The 17,053-nt window shown below is 33.3% G+C and carries 15 protein-coding genes and 1 pseudogene; 11 read left to right on the forward strand and 5 right to left on the reverse strand.

Features of this window, described 5'->3' with window-relative positions:
- Nucleotides 1-37 precede the first annotated feature (37 nt).
- From GQR98_RS16925 to GQR98_RS16965, 8 genes and pseudogenes are all read left to right on the forward strand, one after another.
- Nucleotides 38-202 carry a Lacal_2735 family protein gene (locus GQR98_RS16925; RefSeq protein WP_159020595.1) on the forward strand — a complete coding sequence of 55 codons (165 nt, stop codon included), beginning with the start codon at nt 38-40 and terminating at the stop codon, nt 200-202.
- Nucleotides 203-205: 3 nt separating this feature from the next.
- A complete protein-coding gene (locus GQR98_RS16930) occupies nt 206-607 on the forward strand; it encodes a DUF2452 domain-containing protein (RefSeq protein ID WP_159020596.1) in 402 nt (133 codons plus the stop codon).
- Nucleotides 608-614: 7 nt separating this feature from the next.
- Nucleotides 615-902 (forward strand): TIGR03643 family protein, encoded by a 288-nt coding sequence (locus GQR98_RS16935; RefSeq protein ID WP_158850353.1) that lies wholly within the window; start codon nt 615-617, stop codon nt 900-902.
- Nucleotides 903-981: 79 nt separating this feature from the next.
- Nucleotides 982-2,439, forward strand: a complete 1,458-nt coding sequence (locus GQR98_RS16940; protein WP_159020597.1) for a cryptochrome/deoxyribodipyrimidine photo-lyase family protein — start codon at nt 982-984, stop codon at nt 2,437-2,439.
- A pseudogene (locus tag GQR98_RS19265) lies at nt 2,439-2,567 on the forward strand (DUF2256 domain-containing protein). The gene GQR98_RS16940 and the pseudogene GQR98_RS19265 overlap by 1 nt, the downstream one beginning before the upstream one ends.
- Nucleotides 2,564-4,051 carry a cryptochrome/photolyase family protein gene (locus tag GQR98_RS16955; RefSeq protein WP_159020598.1) on the forward strand — a complete coding sequence of 496 codons (1,488 nt, stop codon included), beginning with the start codon at nt 2,564-2,566 and terminating at the stop codon, nt 4,049-4,051. The pseudogene GQR98_RS19265 and the gene GQR98_RS16955 overlap by 4 nt, the downstream one beginning before the upstream one ends.
- A 4-nt stretch (nt 4,052-4,055) precedes the next feature.
- Entirely contained in the window at nt 4,056-4,481 is a 426-nt protein-coding gene (locus tag GQR98_RS16960) for a hypothetical protein (protein WP_159020599.1), read from the forward strand.
- Between the two features lie 29 nt (nt 4,482-4,510).
- A complete protein-coding gene (locus tag GQR98_RS16965; protein WP_199270217.1) occupies nt 4,511-5,041 on the forward strand; it encodes a CIA30 family protein in 531 nt (176 codons plus the stop codon).
- Nucleotides 5,042-5,054: 13 nt separating this feature from the next.
- On the opposite strand, the gene GQR98_RS16970 is transcribed toward GQR98_RS16965, so the two are convergent.
- Entirely contained in the window at nt 5,055-5,297 is a 243-nt protein-coding gene (locus GQR98_RS16970; RefSeq protein WP_159020600.1) for a hypothetical protein, read from the reverse strand.
- Nucleotides 5,298-5,509: 212 nt separating this feature from the next.
- Nucleotides 5,510-6,781 (reverse strand): serine hydroxymethyltransferase, encoded by a 1,272-nt coding sequence (glyA, locus tag GQR98_RS16975; RefSeq protein ID WP_042505495.1) that lies wholly within the window; start codon nt 6,779-6,781, stop codon nt 5,510-5,512.
- A 201-nt stretch (nt 6,782-6,982) separates the two neighbouring features.
- Here glyA and fahA point away from each other — a divergent pair, with 201 nt between their 5' ends.
- Nucleotides 6,983-8,275, forward strand: a complete 1,293-nt coding sequence (fahA, locus tag GQR98_RS16980) for a fumarylacetoacetase (protein WP_159020601.1) — start codon at nt 6,983-6,985, stop codon at nt 8,273-8,275.
- 108 nt (nt 8,276-8,383) lie between these two features.
- Nucleotides 8,384-9,562, forward strand: coding sequence for a hypothetical protein (locus GQR98_RS16985; protein ID WP_159020602.1), 1,179 nt, complete (start codon nt 8,384-8,386; stop codon nt 9,560-9,562).
- Nucleotides 9,563-9,637: 75 nt separating this feature from the next.
- Here the strand turns inward: GQR98_RS16985 and GQR98_RS16990 are convergent, their stop codons facing one another.
- From GQR98_RS16990 to GQR98_RS17000, 3 genes are all read right to left on the reverse strand, one after another.
- Nucleotides 9,638-10,165, reverse strand: coding sequence for a DUF5004 domain-containing protein (locus GQR98_RS16990; protein ID WP_159020603.1), 528 nt, complete (start codon nt 10,163-10,165; stop codon nt 9,638-9,640).
- Nucleotides 10,166-10,357: 192 nt separating this feature from the next.
- Complete coding sequence (ytxJ, locus tag GQR98_RS16995) at nt 10,358-10,747, reverse strand: bacillithiol system redox-active protein YtxJ (RefSeq protein ID WP_042498545.1); 390 nt, start codon at nt 10,745-10,747, stop codon at nt 10,358-10,360.
- Between the two features lie 208 nt (nt 10,748-10,955).
- On the reverse strand, nt 10,956-13,919 hold the full coding sequence (locus GQR98_RS17000; RefSeq protein ID WP_159020604.1) for a PAS domain S-box protein: 2,964 nt from the start codon (nt 13,917-13,919) through the stop codon (nt 10,956-10,958).
- Nucleotides 13,920-14,164: 245 nt separating this feature from the next.
- On the opposite strand from GQR98_RS17000, the gene clpB reads away from it, so the two are divergent.
- The gene (clpB, locus tag GQR98_RS17005) at nt 14,165-16,771 is read left to right on the forward strand and encodes an ATP-dependent chaperone ClpB (protein ID WP_159020605.1); all 2,607 of its coding nucleotides are present in this window, start codon (nt 14,165-14,167) and stop codon (nt 16,769-16,771) included.
- Nucleotides 16,772-17,053: the final 282 nt, after the last annotated feature.

Below are 17,053 nucleotides of genomic sequence, written 5' to 3' on the forward strand. Positions count from 1 at the left end.
TTACAATTTTTTAAAAATCTAAAAAACGAGATAAGATATGTTTGGACTATTCAAAACAAAATCAGAGAAAGATATATTACAAAAACAATATGAAAAACTGATGAATGAAGCCCACGCCCTATCCACTTCAAATAGAAGAATGAGCGATCAGAAAGTGTTTGAAGCAGAAGAAGTCATGAAAAAACTAGAAAAGTTGAATTAATAAATGAGTGAAGAAAAAAAGCCAGATCAGGTCGTTTACAATACAGAAACTAAAAGGTATGATGCTTCCATTAAGCCGTATGCTACTTCTGTTGGTGCACCTGTAATTACTCCAACCGATAGTATTGCTTGGAAAAACAGAAGCATCACAAAAATCAATCATAAGGTTGAGGCTAAATATCTGGAACTAAAAGCAGAATACGATAAAATGATTCAAGAATTTGAATATAACAAACTCATATTCGATGCCAAGTTTACTTTCGAACCCGTTATAGGCGAAGTATATCATTTATACAAAAGAGAAAATGGAGAATCCTTTCTATCCATAATAGCACCAGAACAATGCAATTTTAATCCTCTAGGAAGCTTTTATTTAAATGCAGACCAAACTTGGGAAAAAATATAATTTCACGATGACAGAAACAAAACCATTAACAGAAAGAGAGTTAGACCGCATTATTGAAATGGCTTGGGAAGATCGCACGCCTTTTGAAGCTATTCTATTTCAGTTTGGATTACCTGAAAAAGAAGTTATTAAAGTGATGCGTGGCAACCTAAAAGAGTCTAGCTTTAAACGCTGGCGTAAACGTGTAAATAGCGGAGTGAGCAAGAAACATTTAAAAAAACGAAATCCAGATATTACACGTTTTAAATGCTCTAGACAAAAAGCTATTTCTGGCAACAAAATAAGTAAACGTTAGTAAAAACAGCTCACCACGAATAGCAAAAAATTAAAAATGTTTATTCAATTATATTATCCCTAAAAAAGTAAATAACTTCTTGAAAAGGCAAGCTATAAATATTGTTTGGTTAAAGCGAGATATTCGTTCGCAAGATCATGAGCCTTTACAAAAAGCGGAACAAGCAGGTATTCCATACCTTATTATTTATCTATTTGAACCTTCTATAATAGAATATCCAGATACAAGTCCGAGACATTTAAAATTCATTTACCACTCTATTTCGACATTAAACAAAACATTAGAAACTTATAAAAGACGTGTTGAAGTCTTTTACGGAGAAGCTATTACAGTTTTTCAAGATTTGAATAACATATTCGATATCAAATCTGTTTTTAGTTATCAAGAAAGCGGAATTCAACTAACTTGGCAACGCGATAAACAGATAACAAAATTCTGTAAAGAGAATACTATTTTATGGCAACAATCGCAACGGGATGGTATTGTTAGAGCTCTTAAAAACAGAGATACATGGAACAAGCAATGGCATCAAACCATGCATACGCCAATTATAAAAAACAACTATTCCATTTCTGCATTCGAGCCTCTTAATCATCACTTTTGTATACCCGAAAAATTAGACAATCAATTAAAAGCATATCCTAAACATTACCAACCGGCAGGTGAAGTAAATGCTTGGCGTTACTTAAAATCGTTTGCAGCAAAAAGAGGTTTTAATTACCAAAAACATATATCTAAACCTACAGAAAGTAGAATGTCTTGCAGCAGACTCTCACCCTATTTAGCCTGGGGAAATATAAGTATAAAGCAAGCTTTTCAATTTATAGGCACACACCCAAACGGTACAAAAAACAGCAAAGCATTTTCGGCAATGTTAACCCGTTTGCATTGGCATTGCCATTTTATTCAAAAGTTTGAAGTAGAATGTACCTACGAAACACAATGCATAAATAAAGGTTACGAGCTTTTGTCTCACAAGAAAAACGAAGCTTTTACAAAAGCATGGAAAACAGGCCACACCGGCTACCCTATAATCGATGCTTACATGCGAGCTGTAGAACAAACCGGCTGGATTAACTTTAGAATGCGTGCTATGGTCGTGTCTTTTTTAACACTCAATTTAGACCAAGATTGGAGAGACGGCACTTACCATTTGGCGCGGAAGTTTTTAGATTACGAACCAGGAATTCATTTTCCTCAATTTCAAATGCAAGCTGGCACTACAGGCATTAATACCGTACGTTTATATAACCCCGTAAAAAACTCGCAAGAACACGATCCGGAAGGTGTTTTTATAAAAAAATGGATTCCAGAACTAAGCGCTGTTCCAACTTTACACATTCATGAACCTTGGAAAATGACAGCCATGGAACAAACGTTTTGCAACGTTATTATTGGTGAAACCTATCCAAACCCTATAGTAGATTTACAAGAAAGTTCGAGAATTGCGAGAGACAAAATTTGGGGACATAAAAAACACCCTGCTGTGTTGCAAGAAAAGAATAGACTTTTACAAACTCACGTCAATAGAAACTAATGAAAAAGGAAAATCTGCCAAAGAAAATATGTGTGGTTTGCGACAGACCATTTACATGGCGTAAAAAATAAGAGAAAAATTGGAACGACGTTAAATATTGCAGCACACGTTGCAGAAAGAATAAATGAAAAGCATCAACTTAATATTTCCACATCAATTGTTTCAGGAATCACCAATTTTTGAAACCACTGCTCCTATTTATATAATTGAAGAATATTTGTTTTTTAAGCAATACCCGTTTCATAAACAAAAAATAGCGTTTCATAGAGCTTCAATGAAGTGCTACGCAGATTTTCTTCGGAATAAAAAAAACCTCGAAGTAAATTATATTGAAGCTATTAACGATTTATCGGATATTAGAAAGTTAATCGTCAAGTTAAGTAAACAAGAAGTAAAACACATTAACTACATAGACCCAACGGATAATTGGCTTCAAAAAAGGATAGAAAAAACAAGTGAAGAGCACGGTATTTCAACAACCGCTTATACTTCGCCTTTATTCTTAAACACTAAAGATGAACTGGCTAATTTCTTCCGAAAGGATAAAAAGAAATACCATCAATCTACATTTTATACCGAACAGCGTAAAAAAAGAAAGATACTAGTCGATTCGGAAAACAACCCATTGGGAGGCAAATGGAGTTTTGATGCTGAAAACAGAAAAAAATATCCTGCAAAAAAAACACCACCATCGGTTCAGTATCCAGATAACGATGCTTATTATTTAGAGGCGAAATCATATGTAGAAAAGCATTTTTCTAACCACTTAGGGAGTCTTACAAAGCGTGCCTTATACCCTACTAATTTTGAAAGCACAAACAATTGGTTACAGCAGTTTTTTGAACAACGTTTTATGGAATTTGGAACTTATGAAGATGCTATAGTTGCAGAAAACTCTATACTAAACCATAGTGTGCTCACACCTATGCTAAACGTAGGTTTAATAACGCCTAACCAAATAATTGATGCTTGCTTATTATATGCTGAAGAGAACAATGTACCTATTAATTCTACCGAAGGTTTTATTAGGCAAATTACAGGTTGGCGCGAATTTATAAGAGGCGTTTATGAAGCTAGAGGTAGTGAAGAACGCACCACTAATTTTTGGGGATTTAAAAAGAAAATTCCTAAATCGTTTTACGATGGCACCACAGGCATAGCACCTATAGATAAAACTATTAAAAAAGTGCTGCAAACTGGCTATTGCCATCACATAGAGCGCTTAATGGTTTTAGGGAACTTTATGATGCTTTGTGAGTTCGATCCCGATGAAGTATATAAATGGTTTATGGAACTCTTTATTGATGCTTACGACTGGGTTATGGTAACCAATGTATACGGAATGAGTCAGTTTGCAGATGGTGGATTAATGGCGACAAAACCTTATATAAGCGGCAGTAATTATTTAATGAAAATGAGTAATTATAAAAAAGGAGATTGGCAAAACACTTGGGATGGGCTTTTTTGGCGCTTTATGCATACGCATCGCGACTTCTTTTTATCGAACCCTAGATTAGGCATGTTGGTGAAAATGTTTGATAAAATGCCTTCTGAAAAGCAAGAGCAACATCTTAAACATGCAAAACAGTATTTAATATCCCTAAAAAACTAATATTATGCTATTTAACACAACACAAATTAATGATGCTTTTGTAAAAGAAAGTGACAACCTAGTTGGAAAAACCTTTTCATTTTTAGAAAAAATAAAAATGGGAGGTATTGGATCGAGTAGATTTATGATTGAAGAAATAAGCGAAAAACTTCAACCTAAAAACCTGCAAACTCTAGCCACAAATTATGCTAATATAGAACTAAGACCAAAAGGTATAATCGTGCATTTTACAAATAGACTCGATCGTTACTCGTGGATAATTCCCTATTACAGATTAGTTACTTATAGCACCAAAACATATACTATACACGCTAATGGACATTTTATTAAGTTTAAGAAAAATAAAAATTATGACGATAATAAAAAGTTTATTGATAAAATGATTAACTTAAAAATCAGCTTTTTAAAATTAGATTATTACGATGCTTAAAAGCGATTTTTATTATAAAACAAGATACCATGAAGCATTCATTTTTAATACTTTTAATAGCCACTACTATGCAAACAGATACTATATTTAAATTTGAAAACACATCGGATATTACTAATTGGACCGTTGTTGACGATGATGTTATGGGCGGAAAATCGTCTGGAGCATTAACTTTAAATGAAACAGGACATGGTATTTACACCGGCCATGTGTCTTTGGAAAACAATGGCGGTTTTTCCTCTTTAAGATATCGATTTAATAATATTAGCACCGAAGGCTTTTCAAAAGTGATATTGAAAATTAAAGGTGATGGTAAAAATTATCAATTTAGAGTAAAATCTAAACTTTCAGACAAATATTCATATATCTCGCTTTTCAGGACTTCAAAAACATGGGAAGTAATCGAAATATCACTAGCAGATATGTATCCAGCGTTTAGAGGTCGTAAACTCGATATTCCAAACTTCGATGCAAATAGTATTGAGGAAGTTGCATTTTTAATAGGCAACAAAACTGCTGAAGATTTTAAACTAGAAATTAATTCTATTGTTTTAAAGTAATTTCAATACTAAGTTAATCACGCTTTACAAACAAACTCGATCGAGATGGCGCCGGAACCATAGAATTAAAATATCGCTTAAGCTTTTTCTCGTCCTTAACATTTAAAGTATCTAGTTCGGTATTTTGTCCGAAACAATTTATGGTAGTAGGCCTATTGGTTTTCACTAAAACAATAGTAGGCTTTGCTGAATTTTTATTACTACAGCCGCACAAAAGCGTTGCAACCAAAGTGAATAAAAAAGCATTCCGTAGCATAATTATTAATGTTGAATATTTAAAGGTACATATTAAGGATATTACTTTAAAGTAGCATAATTAGATATCAAATAAATTTGTTAAATTCTTATTAAAAGCATGAAATTTGCTTTATTTCATGTAAAAAAAAAACAATTTTACATTTCACCTTTAAACAAAAAAAATCCTGCTTAAAAAGCAGGATTCTTTTATAAAATATATTTTAACAAGGATTACACAAACAAAGGTTTGTCTTGCATCATAGCATTTACTTTAGCTTTTACAGCTTCTAATGCGGCATCATCTTCAAAGTTATTAATAACCTCGTCAACAAGCTCTACAATAGCAACCATATCCGTATCATTTAAACCACGAGTTGTTACAGCAGAAACACCTAAACGAATTCCTGAAGTTACAAATGGAGATTTATCATCAAAAGGTACCATGTTTTTATTTACTGTAATATCTGCTTTTACTAACGCTTGTTCAGCATCTTTACCTGATAAGTTTTTGTTACGTAAATCGATTAACATACAATGGTTATCAGTTCCACCAGAAATAATGTTATAATCTTTAGCAACTAATGCTTTTGCCATGGCAGCAGCATTTTTCTTAACTTGTAATTGGTATTGTAAAAACTCATCGGTTAAAGCCTCTCCAAAAGCGATCGCTTTAGCCGCAATAATGTGTTCTAATGGTCCACCTTGATTTCCTGGAAAAACAGCTGAATCTAATAAAGAAGACATTTTACGTAAGTTTCCGTTTTTAAGTTTAATTCCGAAAGGGTTTTCAAAATCTTTCCCCATCATAATCATACCACCTCTTGGTCCACGTAATGTTTTATGAGTTGTTGTTGTAACAATATGACAGTGTGGTAACGGATCATTTAAGATACCCTTAGCAATTAAACCTGCTGGGTGAGATATATCGGCCATTAAAATAGCACCAACGCTATCTGCTATAACTCTAAAGCGCTCAAAATCAATATCACGAGAATAAGCTGACGCTCCTGCAATAATCAATTTTGGTTGTTCTTTAGTAGCTATTTCTTGAATTTTATCATAATTTAAAACTCCTGTTTCTTGCTCTACACCGTAAAATACCGGGTTGTAAAGTTTACCAGAAAAGTTTACTGGAGAACCGTGAGTTAAATGCCCACCATGCGATAAATCGAATCCTAAAATTTTATCACCAGGGTTTAAACATGCATGGTAAACAGCTGTATTAGCCTGACTTCCTGAGTGAGGTTGTACGTTTACATATACTGCTCCAAACAAAGCTTTTGCTCTATCGATAGCTATTTGTTCAACTTCATCAACTACTTCACATCCGCCATAATAACGTTTACCAGGGTAACCTTCGGCGTATTTGTTAGTTAACACAGAGCCTGCAGCTTCCATTACTTGGTTGCTAACAAAATTCTCCGATGCAATAAGTTCTATACCGTGTAATTGGCGTTCCTTTTCGGCTTCAATAAGTTCAAAAATTTGTTCGTCGCGTTGCATATTATGAGTTTGATTTTTAATATTCCGCAAAAATAACAAATAGATTACTTAAATTGATGAAAATTTCGTTTTTTACATTTAACTTTTTAACCAATTTATTAACGGTTAAAGAAAATTCATTTTTAAAGTAATTTTTCGTTGTAAAACAAAAAAATTATGTACGTTTGATAAGAATACAACAACCCGAAAACAAAACAGAATATGCCATTAACAGCGAACAACCCAGATAGAAAGTCGTGGCTACACGTCGATAAAAACTCCGATTTCCCGATACAAAACATTCCTTTTGGTGTTTTTTTAACCCGAGATGATATTATAACCATTGGTACACGTATTGGTGATACCGCTATAGACTTAGGTGCTTTACACCAATTAGGCTATTTTGAGGGCATCCCGTTAACCGACGATATTTTTCTTCAAGATACCTTAAACGATTTTATTGCAGATGGCCGTAAAACATGGCGTTTGGTTAGAGATAGAATTGCAGAAATTTTTGATGCAGAAAATGATGCGTTAAAAAGCAACATGCAACATAAAGAGGTTGTACTTTTTCGTTTAGACGAAATTGAAATGCAACTTCCTGTTCAAATTGGTGATTATACCGACTTTTACTCAAGTAAAGAGCATGCTACTAATGTTGGTACATTATTTAGAGATCCAGAAAACGCGTTATTACCTAACTGGTTGCATATTCCGGTAGGTTACCACGGGCGTAGTTCGTCTATTATTCCTTCTGGAATTCCGGTACACCGCCCTAAAGGTCAAACTTTACCAAACGGAGCAACAGAACCTGTTTTTGGACCAAGCCAGTTAATAGATTTTGAGTTAGAAATGGCTTTTATAACAACCGATGCTAACGATTTAGGAGAACCAATACCTGTTAACGAAGCGGAAGAATATATATTCGGACTTGTACTTTTTAATGATTGGAGCGCACGCGACATTCAAAAATGGGAATACGTGCCACTAGGGCCGTTTTTAGCTAAAAACTTTGCATCGTCTATTTCACCTTGGATTGTAACGCTAGATGCTCTAGAACCTTACCGTGTTGAAGGACCTAAACCCATTAAAAAACAATTGGATTACCTTAAATACAAAGGCAAAAAAAGCTACGATATTAATTTAGAAGTAGCCATACAACCAAAAGGCGCTAAAGAAACTACAGTATGTCAATCTAACTTTAAATACATGTACTGGAACATGTCTCAGCAACTAGCGCACCATACCGTAAATGGTTGCCCAGTAAATTCTGGCGACATGATGGGTAGCGGAACCATTTCTGGACAAACACCAGATTCTTACGGTTCTATGCTAGAGTTAACTTGGAAAGGTGAAAAACCTTTAAAAATGAAAGATGGTACCGTACGTAAATTTATAAATGATAACGACACCGTTATTATGCGTGGTTACTGTGAAAAAGATGGCACTCGAATTGGTTTTGGAGAAGTATCTACAAAATTACTTCCTGTTTTCGAATCAAAAAAATCCAAATAACACTATAAGAATCAAACACTTAAAAACCCTCAAACTAAAAACTTGAGGGTTTGTTTTTGTTTGGCATCAAAATTGAAATTACCTCCAAATAACATAAAACCTATACTTATGAAAAGATTACTACTCTTATTGTTATCCATTTCATTTTTAATATCCTGCGGTGGACGCAAACAACTCGAAAAAGCCATAAATACTGGCAACTACAATCAAGCCATTACAGAGGCCTTAAAAAAACTTGAAACCAACAAGGATAAAAAACGAAAACAAGATTATATTGTAATGCTTCGAGATGCTTATTATAAAGTAGTCGAAAAAGATTTAAATACCATTAAACATTTAGAAAAAGACAATAATCCAGAGCTTTTTGAAAATGTTTTTAATGTTTACAAAAACCTAAATGCGCGTCAAGAGGCCATAAAGCCTGTGCTTCCATTATACATTAATGGTAAAGAAGCTAAATTTGAATTTAGTGACTATAGCTCTCAAATTTCGGGCTATAGAAATAAAACCTCTAATTATTTATATGAAAAAGGACTCGATTTATTAGAAAGCGAAAATAAAGAGCAAATTAGAGATGCACATCAAATTTATAGCTACATAGAATCTATAAACCCTAATTACGAAGATACGCGCGAGCTTATACAAGAAGCTCATGCTCGTGGTACAAAATACGTTATTGTAACCATTGCAAACCAAACAAAACAAGCTATACCTAGAGATTTGGAAAGTGATTTACTAAATTTCGACACCTATGGCTTAAACCAGTTTTGGACAGTTTACCACGCATCACCAGAACAAACCAGAGCGTACGATTTAGCCATGCAACTGCAATTAAAGCAAATTATCATCTCTCCAGAACACGTAAAAGAACGCCAAATACTAAGAGAGCAAACCATAGTCGATGGTAAAAAATATGTTTTAGACAAAAAAGGAAACGTAAAAAAAGATAGTTTAGGAAACGATATTAAAGAAGACAACATTATTAAAGTAAAAGCCAAGTTATACGAGCTTAGCCAACAAAAATCGTCTCAAATTCTAGGAAACGTGATTTACAAAGACCTGAAAACAAATCAGGTTTTACAATCTTTTCCTGTAGATAGCGGTTTTAACTTCCAGAACATCTACGCAACTTATCGAGGAGATAAACGCGCCTTAACCACTGAAGACTTACAGCTTATAAGATCTCGTAAAGTACCGTTCCCAATAAACGAACAAATGATATTCGACACCGGAGAAGATCTCAAACTGCAACTCAAAAACATTATAACCACTTACAATCCCGAATAAAAACAAAAAGCCCTCTAAATTTTAGAGGGCTTTCTTTTTCAATAAAACTGCAAATTAAATACAGAAAAAATAGTATTACATCGCTGTTTTTGTATAAGTAAATATTGTTTTACTCGTTATAGTTTCACCATTTACATCAATATAATTAATGTTTCCTTCCGAAGTAAATTCAGTAAAATCATCATTTACCTCAAGTTGGCTCGTTTGGCTAAAACAACTAGATACTACCGTTAAACCATAAGTTTCATTTAGTTTCCAAGTACCAATAGTAGCTTGCTCATTATCACAATCACCAGTACCTCCTGCAACAAAAGAGTAAGCTCTATCATCCTCAAAACCGTAAACAATATCTTTCTCACAGTCATCATATTGCAAAAACAAATCTGTACTTGCATTATCTTCACCGTCATCGGTTAAATCAATTTCATCTTCAGCAACAACAGCAGTTAATACCCAAGTACCACTAAAATTCATCTCTACATCAGTTAATTCACCAGTTAAACTATCGGTGCAAGTTACGCCATCACTGTCGTCGTCGTTACAGCTAACAAATAGTAAACTAAAAACCATTAAACTCTTCACTAATAAAATACTTTTCTTCATAATTAATTATTTTTATTTTCAAGATGATAAATCTCCTCAAAGGTTGCGTTATAATTATGCGTTTTTTACACAAAAAATCTTACACACAGGCTATTAAACTGCATATCAACTTAATAAATGCAAAATTATAAAAACAAAAAATGCCCGATAGATTTATCGAGCATTCTGTACTTTATCAAAACAAGTAAGTTATTAAATAAACTTACTTAAATCCATTTCATTTATTGCACCATGACTTTCGTGCGCAACAGCTACACCATTTTTAATTACCAAAAGCTGTGGAGATTGGTGCATAACCTGAAATTTATAACCCACTTCATTAGATATTTCTCTAAAATTCAGTAAATCTAAAAAATACAAATCTGCATCTTTTTCAGTAAAATCATAAGCATCTACAAACTGGCTCATCACCATTCTACTAATTCCGCAACGCGTAGAATGTTTAAAGATCATTTGAGTTTTAGTACTCGATTTCTCCTTTATTAAATCCAATTGTTGCATAGCATTCAACGGAATCCAAGGCAATACCTTTTCTTCTTTTGCCTCTCCCGAATCACCAAAAATTTTATTAAATAATCCCATGTATTGTTTTGTTTAATTATATTAATAAAGCATCTCAAAAAGCATAAATTAAATACATTATTGAAACCTCTATACCAAATGTTTAAAAATAATGCAAAAATAGTCCGTGTTTTTAAATAAAACTTACAGTTTTTATTCCTTTTTTTTAATAACCAGTAACATTTCCATAGAAATAAATTTATGACGAATTAATAAAACACGACTTAAATTATATTTGAGTTACATAATCCGGCTTATAATCGCTATTAAATTTCACAATAAAAGTAGAACCTTCACCAACAGCACTTTCAACTAAAATTTCGCCTCCCATAGACTCAACATGTATTTTGGTCATGAACAAACCTACACCTCGCGCCTCAGGATGTCTATGAAATACTTTATTTAAACCAAATATTTTATGACGATGCTTTTTCAAATCGATACCTAAACCATTATCTTGAATTTTAAGCAAAATTTTATCATTTAATATCTCTGTATAAATATGAATGATGGGCTCTTCAATATTTGATTTATATTTCAAAGCATTTTCAACAAGATTTAAAAAGATACTTTCAAAATAAATTTTATTGCACGATACACTATTAACCGCGTTAAAATCACTCGTTATCTTGGCTTTAGATTCAATGATATGTCCCGCTAATAATTCCTTCGTTTTATTTAACGTTTCATCAAAATAAACCTTTGTTTTAGAAACTTTTTCTTTTTTCACTCTTAAAGCTTCTAATAGAGTATTTAAAGTGATTGTTAAATGCTCAATCACTTTTTTGAACTTATCAAAAATCTCCTGCTTATTTTCTGAATCGCCAGCCGCACTATATAGTTGAACCAAAGAATTCAGGTTACTAACAGGTGCTCTTAAATTGTGCGATGTTATTTGAGCAAAATCTGCTAATTGATTGTTTTTATCTATAAGTTTTTCGGCCAAAAGTTTTAAGTTAGCATTGGCATTAATTGTTTTTTGTTCTGCCTCTTTTTGCGCTGTAATATCTCTAATAGCAGCCGAAACTAACATACCATCTTCCGTTTGCATTGGACTTAAGCTAACCTGCACAGTAAATTCTTCTCCATTTTTATGTCGGCCAATTAATTCATTTTGCTCACCAATTCCTATACTTTTAGGATCTGAAAAATAATTATCCTCATACATTCTAAAATTATCAACAAATCTATTCGGTAGTAAAATTTCTATTTCCTGTTCTAATAATTCTTCTGCAGCATAGCCAAACATTTTTTCTGCCTGCTTATTAACTAAATGTATTTTTTTATCTTCATTAACTATTATCATAGCATCAGGTGCCGACTCCAAAAGCCCTCTAAACTTAATTTCTGCAATCCTTTGGTGAGTTATATCTTGGCAGGTTCCTACGATTTCAGTAATTTCATTATTATCATCGGTAAAAATTTTAGCTAATACTTCTATCGTTTTTACAACACCTTTTGCTGTTATAATCCTATGTATTAATCTAGAAGGAAACTCTTTATCTCTAAAGGTTTTCTCCATATGCCTTCTTACCTTTTCACGATCTTCAGGATGAGTTACTTCCAACATTGTTCGTTTATCCACATGCATTGAATCCACTTCTACCTCCATCATTAAATACAAATTGGGAGACCAACTAACAATATCTTCAATAAGATTATAACGCCAATGGCCCATCATGGTGATGTTCTCAGCAAAACTCAATAACTGGTTTTGTGTTAGTAAATCATTCTGAACCTTTTTTAAATATGTTATATCTTGAAAAATCCCAAATATTTTATTGCATTCACCATTTACAAATTCAGCCTGACCAATATCACGAATCCAAATATTTTCACCGTCCATATTTACTATTTCAAGTTCTACATCAAATGGTTCTCCTGTCTTTTTTAAATGCTGTATGGATTTTATAATTTTATTCCTACTCGCGCCATCTTTATAAAGGTGCAAGCTTTTATTACCATAAACTTGGAAACCATCGGGTAATTTCAATATCTCTCGAGACATATCACTAAAAGTAATTTTATCACTCTTAATATCTAATTCCCAAGTTCCAATACGAACAACTTTATTGGTTGTTCTTAATATTTTCTCTATTCTATCCTTTGCTATACTAATATTTTTACTATCTGTAATATCGCCAGAATACATCAGTAAGCCCCCAATAGATCCGTTTGGTAAGTACCATGGGCGAATATCCCAAAAATACCATTTTACCGAGCCATCGTCTTGTACATAGTAACCTTCGTCGCACTTATCAATATCACCCTCTAAACATTTTTGATGCTGAGCCTTTCGGCTATCTGTAAGATTTGGAAACACATCATAATGAGACATACCTACCACATCTATATCTACCATATTATAGACTTGTTTCCACTTTTCAGAAACCGCTATATATTTCATATCCCTATCGAGCATTGAGATAGATGGAGCTGCTTGTTCAATGAAGATTTTATTAAACTTATCTTTCTGCTCTAAGTCTAATTTTAATAATTGAACAACTTCCAGATTTTCTTTTATTTGAAATTGAGATTTTGCCAACCGCTCGTTTACTAATATTAAAGACTCATTCTTTTTTATTAACTCTCGAATATTAGTTAACCATAAAAATATAAATACCACTAATAAGATTAAACCAAATACTAAGAAAATGATGTAAAAACTAGTTTCTACCCTTCTAAAGTTTGCTTTCGATTTTCTCTCATATTCACGAACTATCGCATCCATACCAAATAAGAAGGATAGTTCTGCTTCTTTTATTTTAGCTTTTGTATGCTTGTCTAAAGAAAAACTCTTTAAAGACATTACACTATCGCTACATTTTACTAGTACCTCTAACTTAGTATCAACCACATCAAACAGAGAATCTAACCTTTTAGTTCCTTTAGTTTGTTTATATTGATTGAGTAAAATATTATGAGATGTTTCTATCTCGTTAGTAAACACCCTTAGAGAATCTACCAATTCGACAGGGGAAACTAACCTAGTATCGCTATCTATAGCAAACATGACTTTTGTAATACGCTGGCTTAACATACCTTGTTTACCAGACTTACTAATTAAAAACGCATCGTTATTTTGAGTTAGAACATGCTTTTTAATTACTATGAACACTATAAAAAAAGCAATAACAGATATGCATGCAAAAAGACCGAATCTCTGTTTTACTTTATTTTTAAGGGTTTTCATTATTCTATTTTAGTTAAAAATAATAAAAATACTCAAACACAACTATTCCTACAAATAAACATATTCTTTTTAAAGCTGAATTTGTAATATTCAACCTCACTTACCAAGACAAAAAGTCATCTACAACAAGTATTTAAGCGTCATTTTGTCGCTTTACTATAATTGGTAGGGAATTTGAAATATACATTCCGAAATGAAAAACTAATAAGTCTCCCGTTAAACGGAAACCATAAAACATATTAATTATGAACTTAAACGATTATACTATTAAATCGCAAGAGGCCATACAACAAGCACAGCAAATTGCGCAAGGTTTTGGCCAACAGCAAATAGAAAACGAACATATTTTTAAAGGCATTTTTGAAGTCGATGAAAACGTGTTACCGTTTATCTTAAAGAAATTAAACGTAAATATCCCGATACTAAAACAAGCTCTAGACAAACAAATAGAAAGCTTTCCAAAAGTATCAGGTAGCGAACTTATGTTATCTCGCGAAGCAGGAAAAAGTTTAAATGAAGCCTCTATAATTGCGAAAAAACAAAAAGATGATTACGTTTCTATCGAACACCTTATTATGGCTGTTTTTAAATCGAACAGCAAAATAGCACAAATGCTGAAAGACCAAGGTGTAACCGAAAAAGGATTAAAAGCAGCAATCGATGAGCTACGCCAAGGCGAAAACGTAACCTCGCAAAGCCAAGAGGACACTTACAACTCGTTAAACAAATACGCCAAAAATTTAAATCAATTAGCTAAAGACGGTAAACTAGATCCGGTAATTGGGCGCGATGAAGAAATTCGTAGAATTCTACAAATCTTATCACGTCGAACCAAAAACAACCCAATTTTAATTGGAGAACCTGGTACAGGTAAAACCGCTATTGCAGAAGGTTTAGCACACCGTATTGTTGATGGAGATATTCCAGAAAACTTAAAAAACAAGCAAATTTTCGCTCTAGATATGGGAGCGCTTATTGCAGGAGCTAAATTTAAAGGTGAGTTTGAAGAACGTTTAAAAGCCGTAATTAAAGAAGTTACTACTAGCGACGGAGACATTGTTTTGTTTATTGACGAAATACACACATTAGTTGGTGCAGGTGGCGGACAAGGCGCAATGGATGCTGCTAATATTTTAAAACCCGCATTAGCACGAGGAGAGCTAAGAGCTATTGGTGCAACTACTCTAGATGAGTATCAAAAATATTTCGAAAAAGACAAAGCTTTAGAGCGTCGTTTCCAAAAAGTTATGGTGAACGAGCCAGATACCGAAAGTGCTATCTCAATACTTCGTGGTATTAAGGAAAAATATGAAACTCACCATAAAGTACGAATTAAAGATGAAGCTATTATTGGAGCTGTAGAACTTTCAACACGATATATTACCAATCGTTTTCTACCAGATAAAGCTATCGATTTAATGGATGAAGCTGCAGCAAAATTACGTATGGAAATAAACTCTAAACCCGAGGAACTCGATGTTTTAGATCGTAAAATCATGCAACTAGAAATTGAGATTGAAGCTATTAAACGCGAAAAAGACGAAACGAAGTTAAAATCTCTACGTTCAGACTTAGCTAATATCAAGGAAACAAGAAATGAGCTTAACGCAAAATGGAAAAGTGAAAAAGAAGTTGTAGACAATATTCAAAACACGAAGCAAGCCATTGAAAACTATAAGTTAGATGCCGAAAAAGCAGAACGCGAAGGCGATTATGGTAAGGTTGCAGAATTACGTTATGGAAAAATAAAAGAGGCCCAGGAACAGTTAGAGATTTTCCAAAAACAATTGGATGAAAAATCGGAAACATCACTTATTAAAGAAGAAGTAACTTATGACGATATTGCAGAAGTTGTTGCAAAATGGACAGGAATACCTGTTACAAAAATGCTACAAAGTGAACGCGAAAAACTCTTAAGACTAGAAGATGAACTACATAAACGTGTGGTTGGACAAGAAGAGGCCATAGAAGCTGTTAGTGACGCCGTACGCCGTAGTAGAGCTGGATTGCAAAATCCCCAAAAACCAATTGGAACCTTCCTGTTTTTGGGAACTACTGGAGTTGGTAAAACGGAATTAGCAAAAGCTTTAGCTGAATATTTGTTTGATGATGAGAGCGCGATGACGCGTATAGACATGAGTGAATACCAAGAGCGTCATGCTGTAAGCCGTTTAGTTGGAGCACCTCCAGGATACGTTGGTTATGATGAAGGTGGACAATTAACCGAAGCCGTAAGACGTAAACCATACTCTGTAGTGCTTTTAGATGAAATTGAAAAAGCGCATCCAGATACCTTTAACATCTTGTTACAAGTTTTAGATGAAGGTCATTTAACAGATAATAAAGGTAGAACTGCGGACTTTAAAAACACGATTATAATTATGACTTCTAATATGGGAAGTCAAATAATTCAAGATCGTTTTGAAGCTACAAAAGATATCGACTCGGCTATTGAAGCCGCAAAAGTAGATGTGCTTGCATTATTAAAACAAACCGTGAGACCCGAGTTTTTAAACCGTATTGACGATACCGTAATGTTTACACCTTTAAGCAAAGAAAACATTGTATCTATTGTAGGTTTACAAATAAAGAGTATCACCAAAATGATAGCAAAACAAGGTATTACTTTCGATGCTACACCAGAAGCTGTAAGCTATTTAGCCAACAAAGGCTATAACCCAGAATACGGAGCAAGACCAGTAAAACGTGTAATACAGAAAGAAGTTTTAAACGCCCTGAGTAAAGAAATTTTAGCAGGAACCGTAACAACAGATAGTATTATTTTACTCGATGCCTTTAACGACGAGTTGGTTTTTAGAAATGAAAATCACTTAGTTAGCGAAGAAATCTAAGTTTTAGATACTAGAATTTAATTGTTAATTTGAAGCAACACAAAACTCAACATGAGGGATGTGTTGCTTTTTTTTTATTAACGGAATAATGTAAAACGTTAATTAAAAATAAAATTCTGATACTATTTTTACGAATTACCTTTCAAACCAAAATAAGCTTTCCAAAACACTAAAAACCAATTCGTTTTATCGCGAGTCTTTTAAGAATGAGCCTTGCCATAGATAAATTATATTACAAACACTTTGTTTTTCTTAATTTTTCTATGAAAGTAGGAATTAAGT

Source organism: Algibacter sp. L3A6 (assembly GCF_009796825.1).
In the GTDB taxonomy this organism is placed as follows: Bacteria; Bacteroidota; Bacteroidia; order Flavobacteriales; family Flavobacteriaceae; genus Algibacter.

What these genes read in the sequence shown, in the direction of transcription:
- GQR98_RS16990 (WP_159020603.1), bottom strand. Translation starts at nt 10,165, where the DNA reads ATGAAGAAAAGTATTTTATTAGTGAAGAGTTTAATGGTTTTTAGTTTA.
- GQR98_RS16935 (WP_158850353.1), top strand. Translation starts at nt 615, where the DNA reads ATGACAGAAACAAAACCATTAACAGAAAGAGAGTTAGACCGCATTATT.
- clpB (WP_159020605.1), top strand. Translation starts at nt 14,165, where the DNA reads ATGAACTTAAACGATTATACTATTAAATCGCAAGAGGCCATACAACAA.
- GQR98_RS16970 (WP_159020600.1), bottom strand. Translation starts at nt 5,297, where the DNA reads ATGCTACGGAATGCTTTTTTATTCACTTTGGTTGCAACGCTTTTGTGC.
- GQR98_RS16930 (WP_159020596.1), top strand. Translation starts at nt 206, where the DNA reads ATGAGTGAAGAAAAAAAGCCAGATCAGGTCGTTTACAATACAGAAACT.
- GQR98_RS16985 (WP_159020602.1), top strand. Translation starts at nt 8,384, where the DNA reads ATGAAAAGATTACTACTCTTATTGTTATCCATTTCATTTTTAATATCC.
- GQR98_RS16965 (WP_199270217.1), top strand. Translation starts at nt 4,511, where the DNA reads ATGAAGCATTCATTTTTAATACTTTTAATAGCCACTACTATGCAAACA.
- GQR98_RS16955 (WP_159020598.1), top strand. Translation starts at nt 2,564, where the DNA reads ATGAAAAGCATCAACTTAATATTTCCACATCAATTGTTTCAGGAATCA.
- GQR98_RS17000 (WP_159020604.1), bottom strand. Translation starts at nt 13,919, where the DNA reads ATGAAAACCCTTAAAAATAAAGTAAAACAGAGATTCGGTCTTTTTGCA.
- ytxJ (WP_042498545.1), bottom strand. Translation starts at nt 10,747, where the DNA reads ATGGGATTATTTAATAAAATTTTTGGTGATTCGGGAGAGGCAAAAGAA.
- glyA (WP_042505495.1), bottom strand. Translation starts at nt 6,781, where the DNA reads ATGCAACGCGACGAACAAATTTTTGAACTTATTGAAGCCGAAAAGGAA.
- GQR98_RS16925 (WP_159020595.1), top strand. Translation starts at nt 38, where the DNA reads ATGTTTGGACTATTCAAAACAAAATCAGAGAAAGATATATTACAAAAA.
- GQR98_RS16960 (WP_159020599.1), top strand. Translation starts at nt 4,056, where the DNA reads ATGCTATTTAACACAACACAAATTAATGATGCTTTTGTAAAAGAAAGT.
- fahA (WP_159020601.1), top strand. Translation starts at nt 6,983, where the DNA reads ATGCCATTAACAGCGAACAACCCAGATAGAAAGTCGTGGCTACACGTC.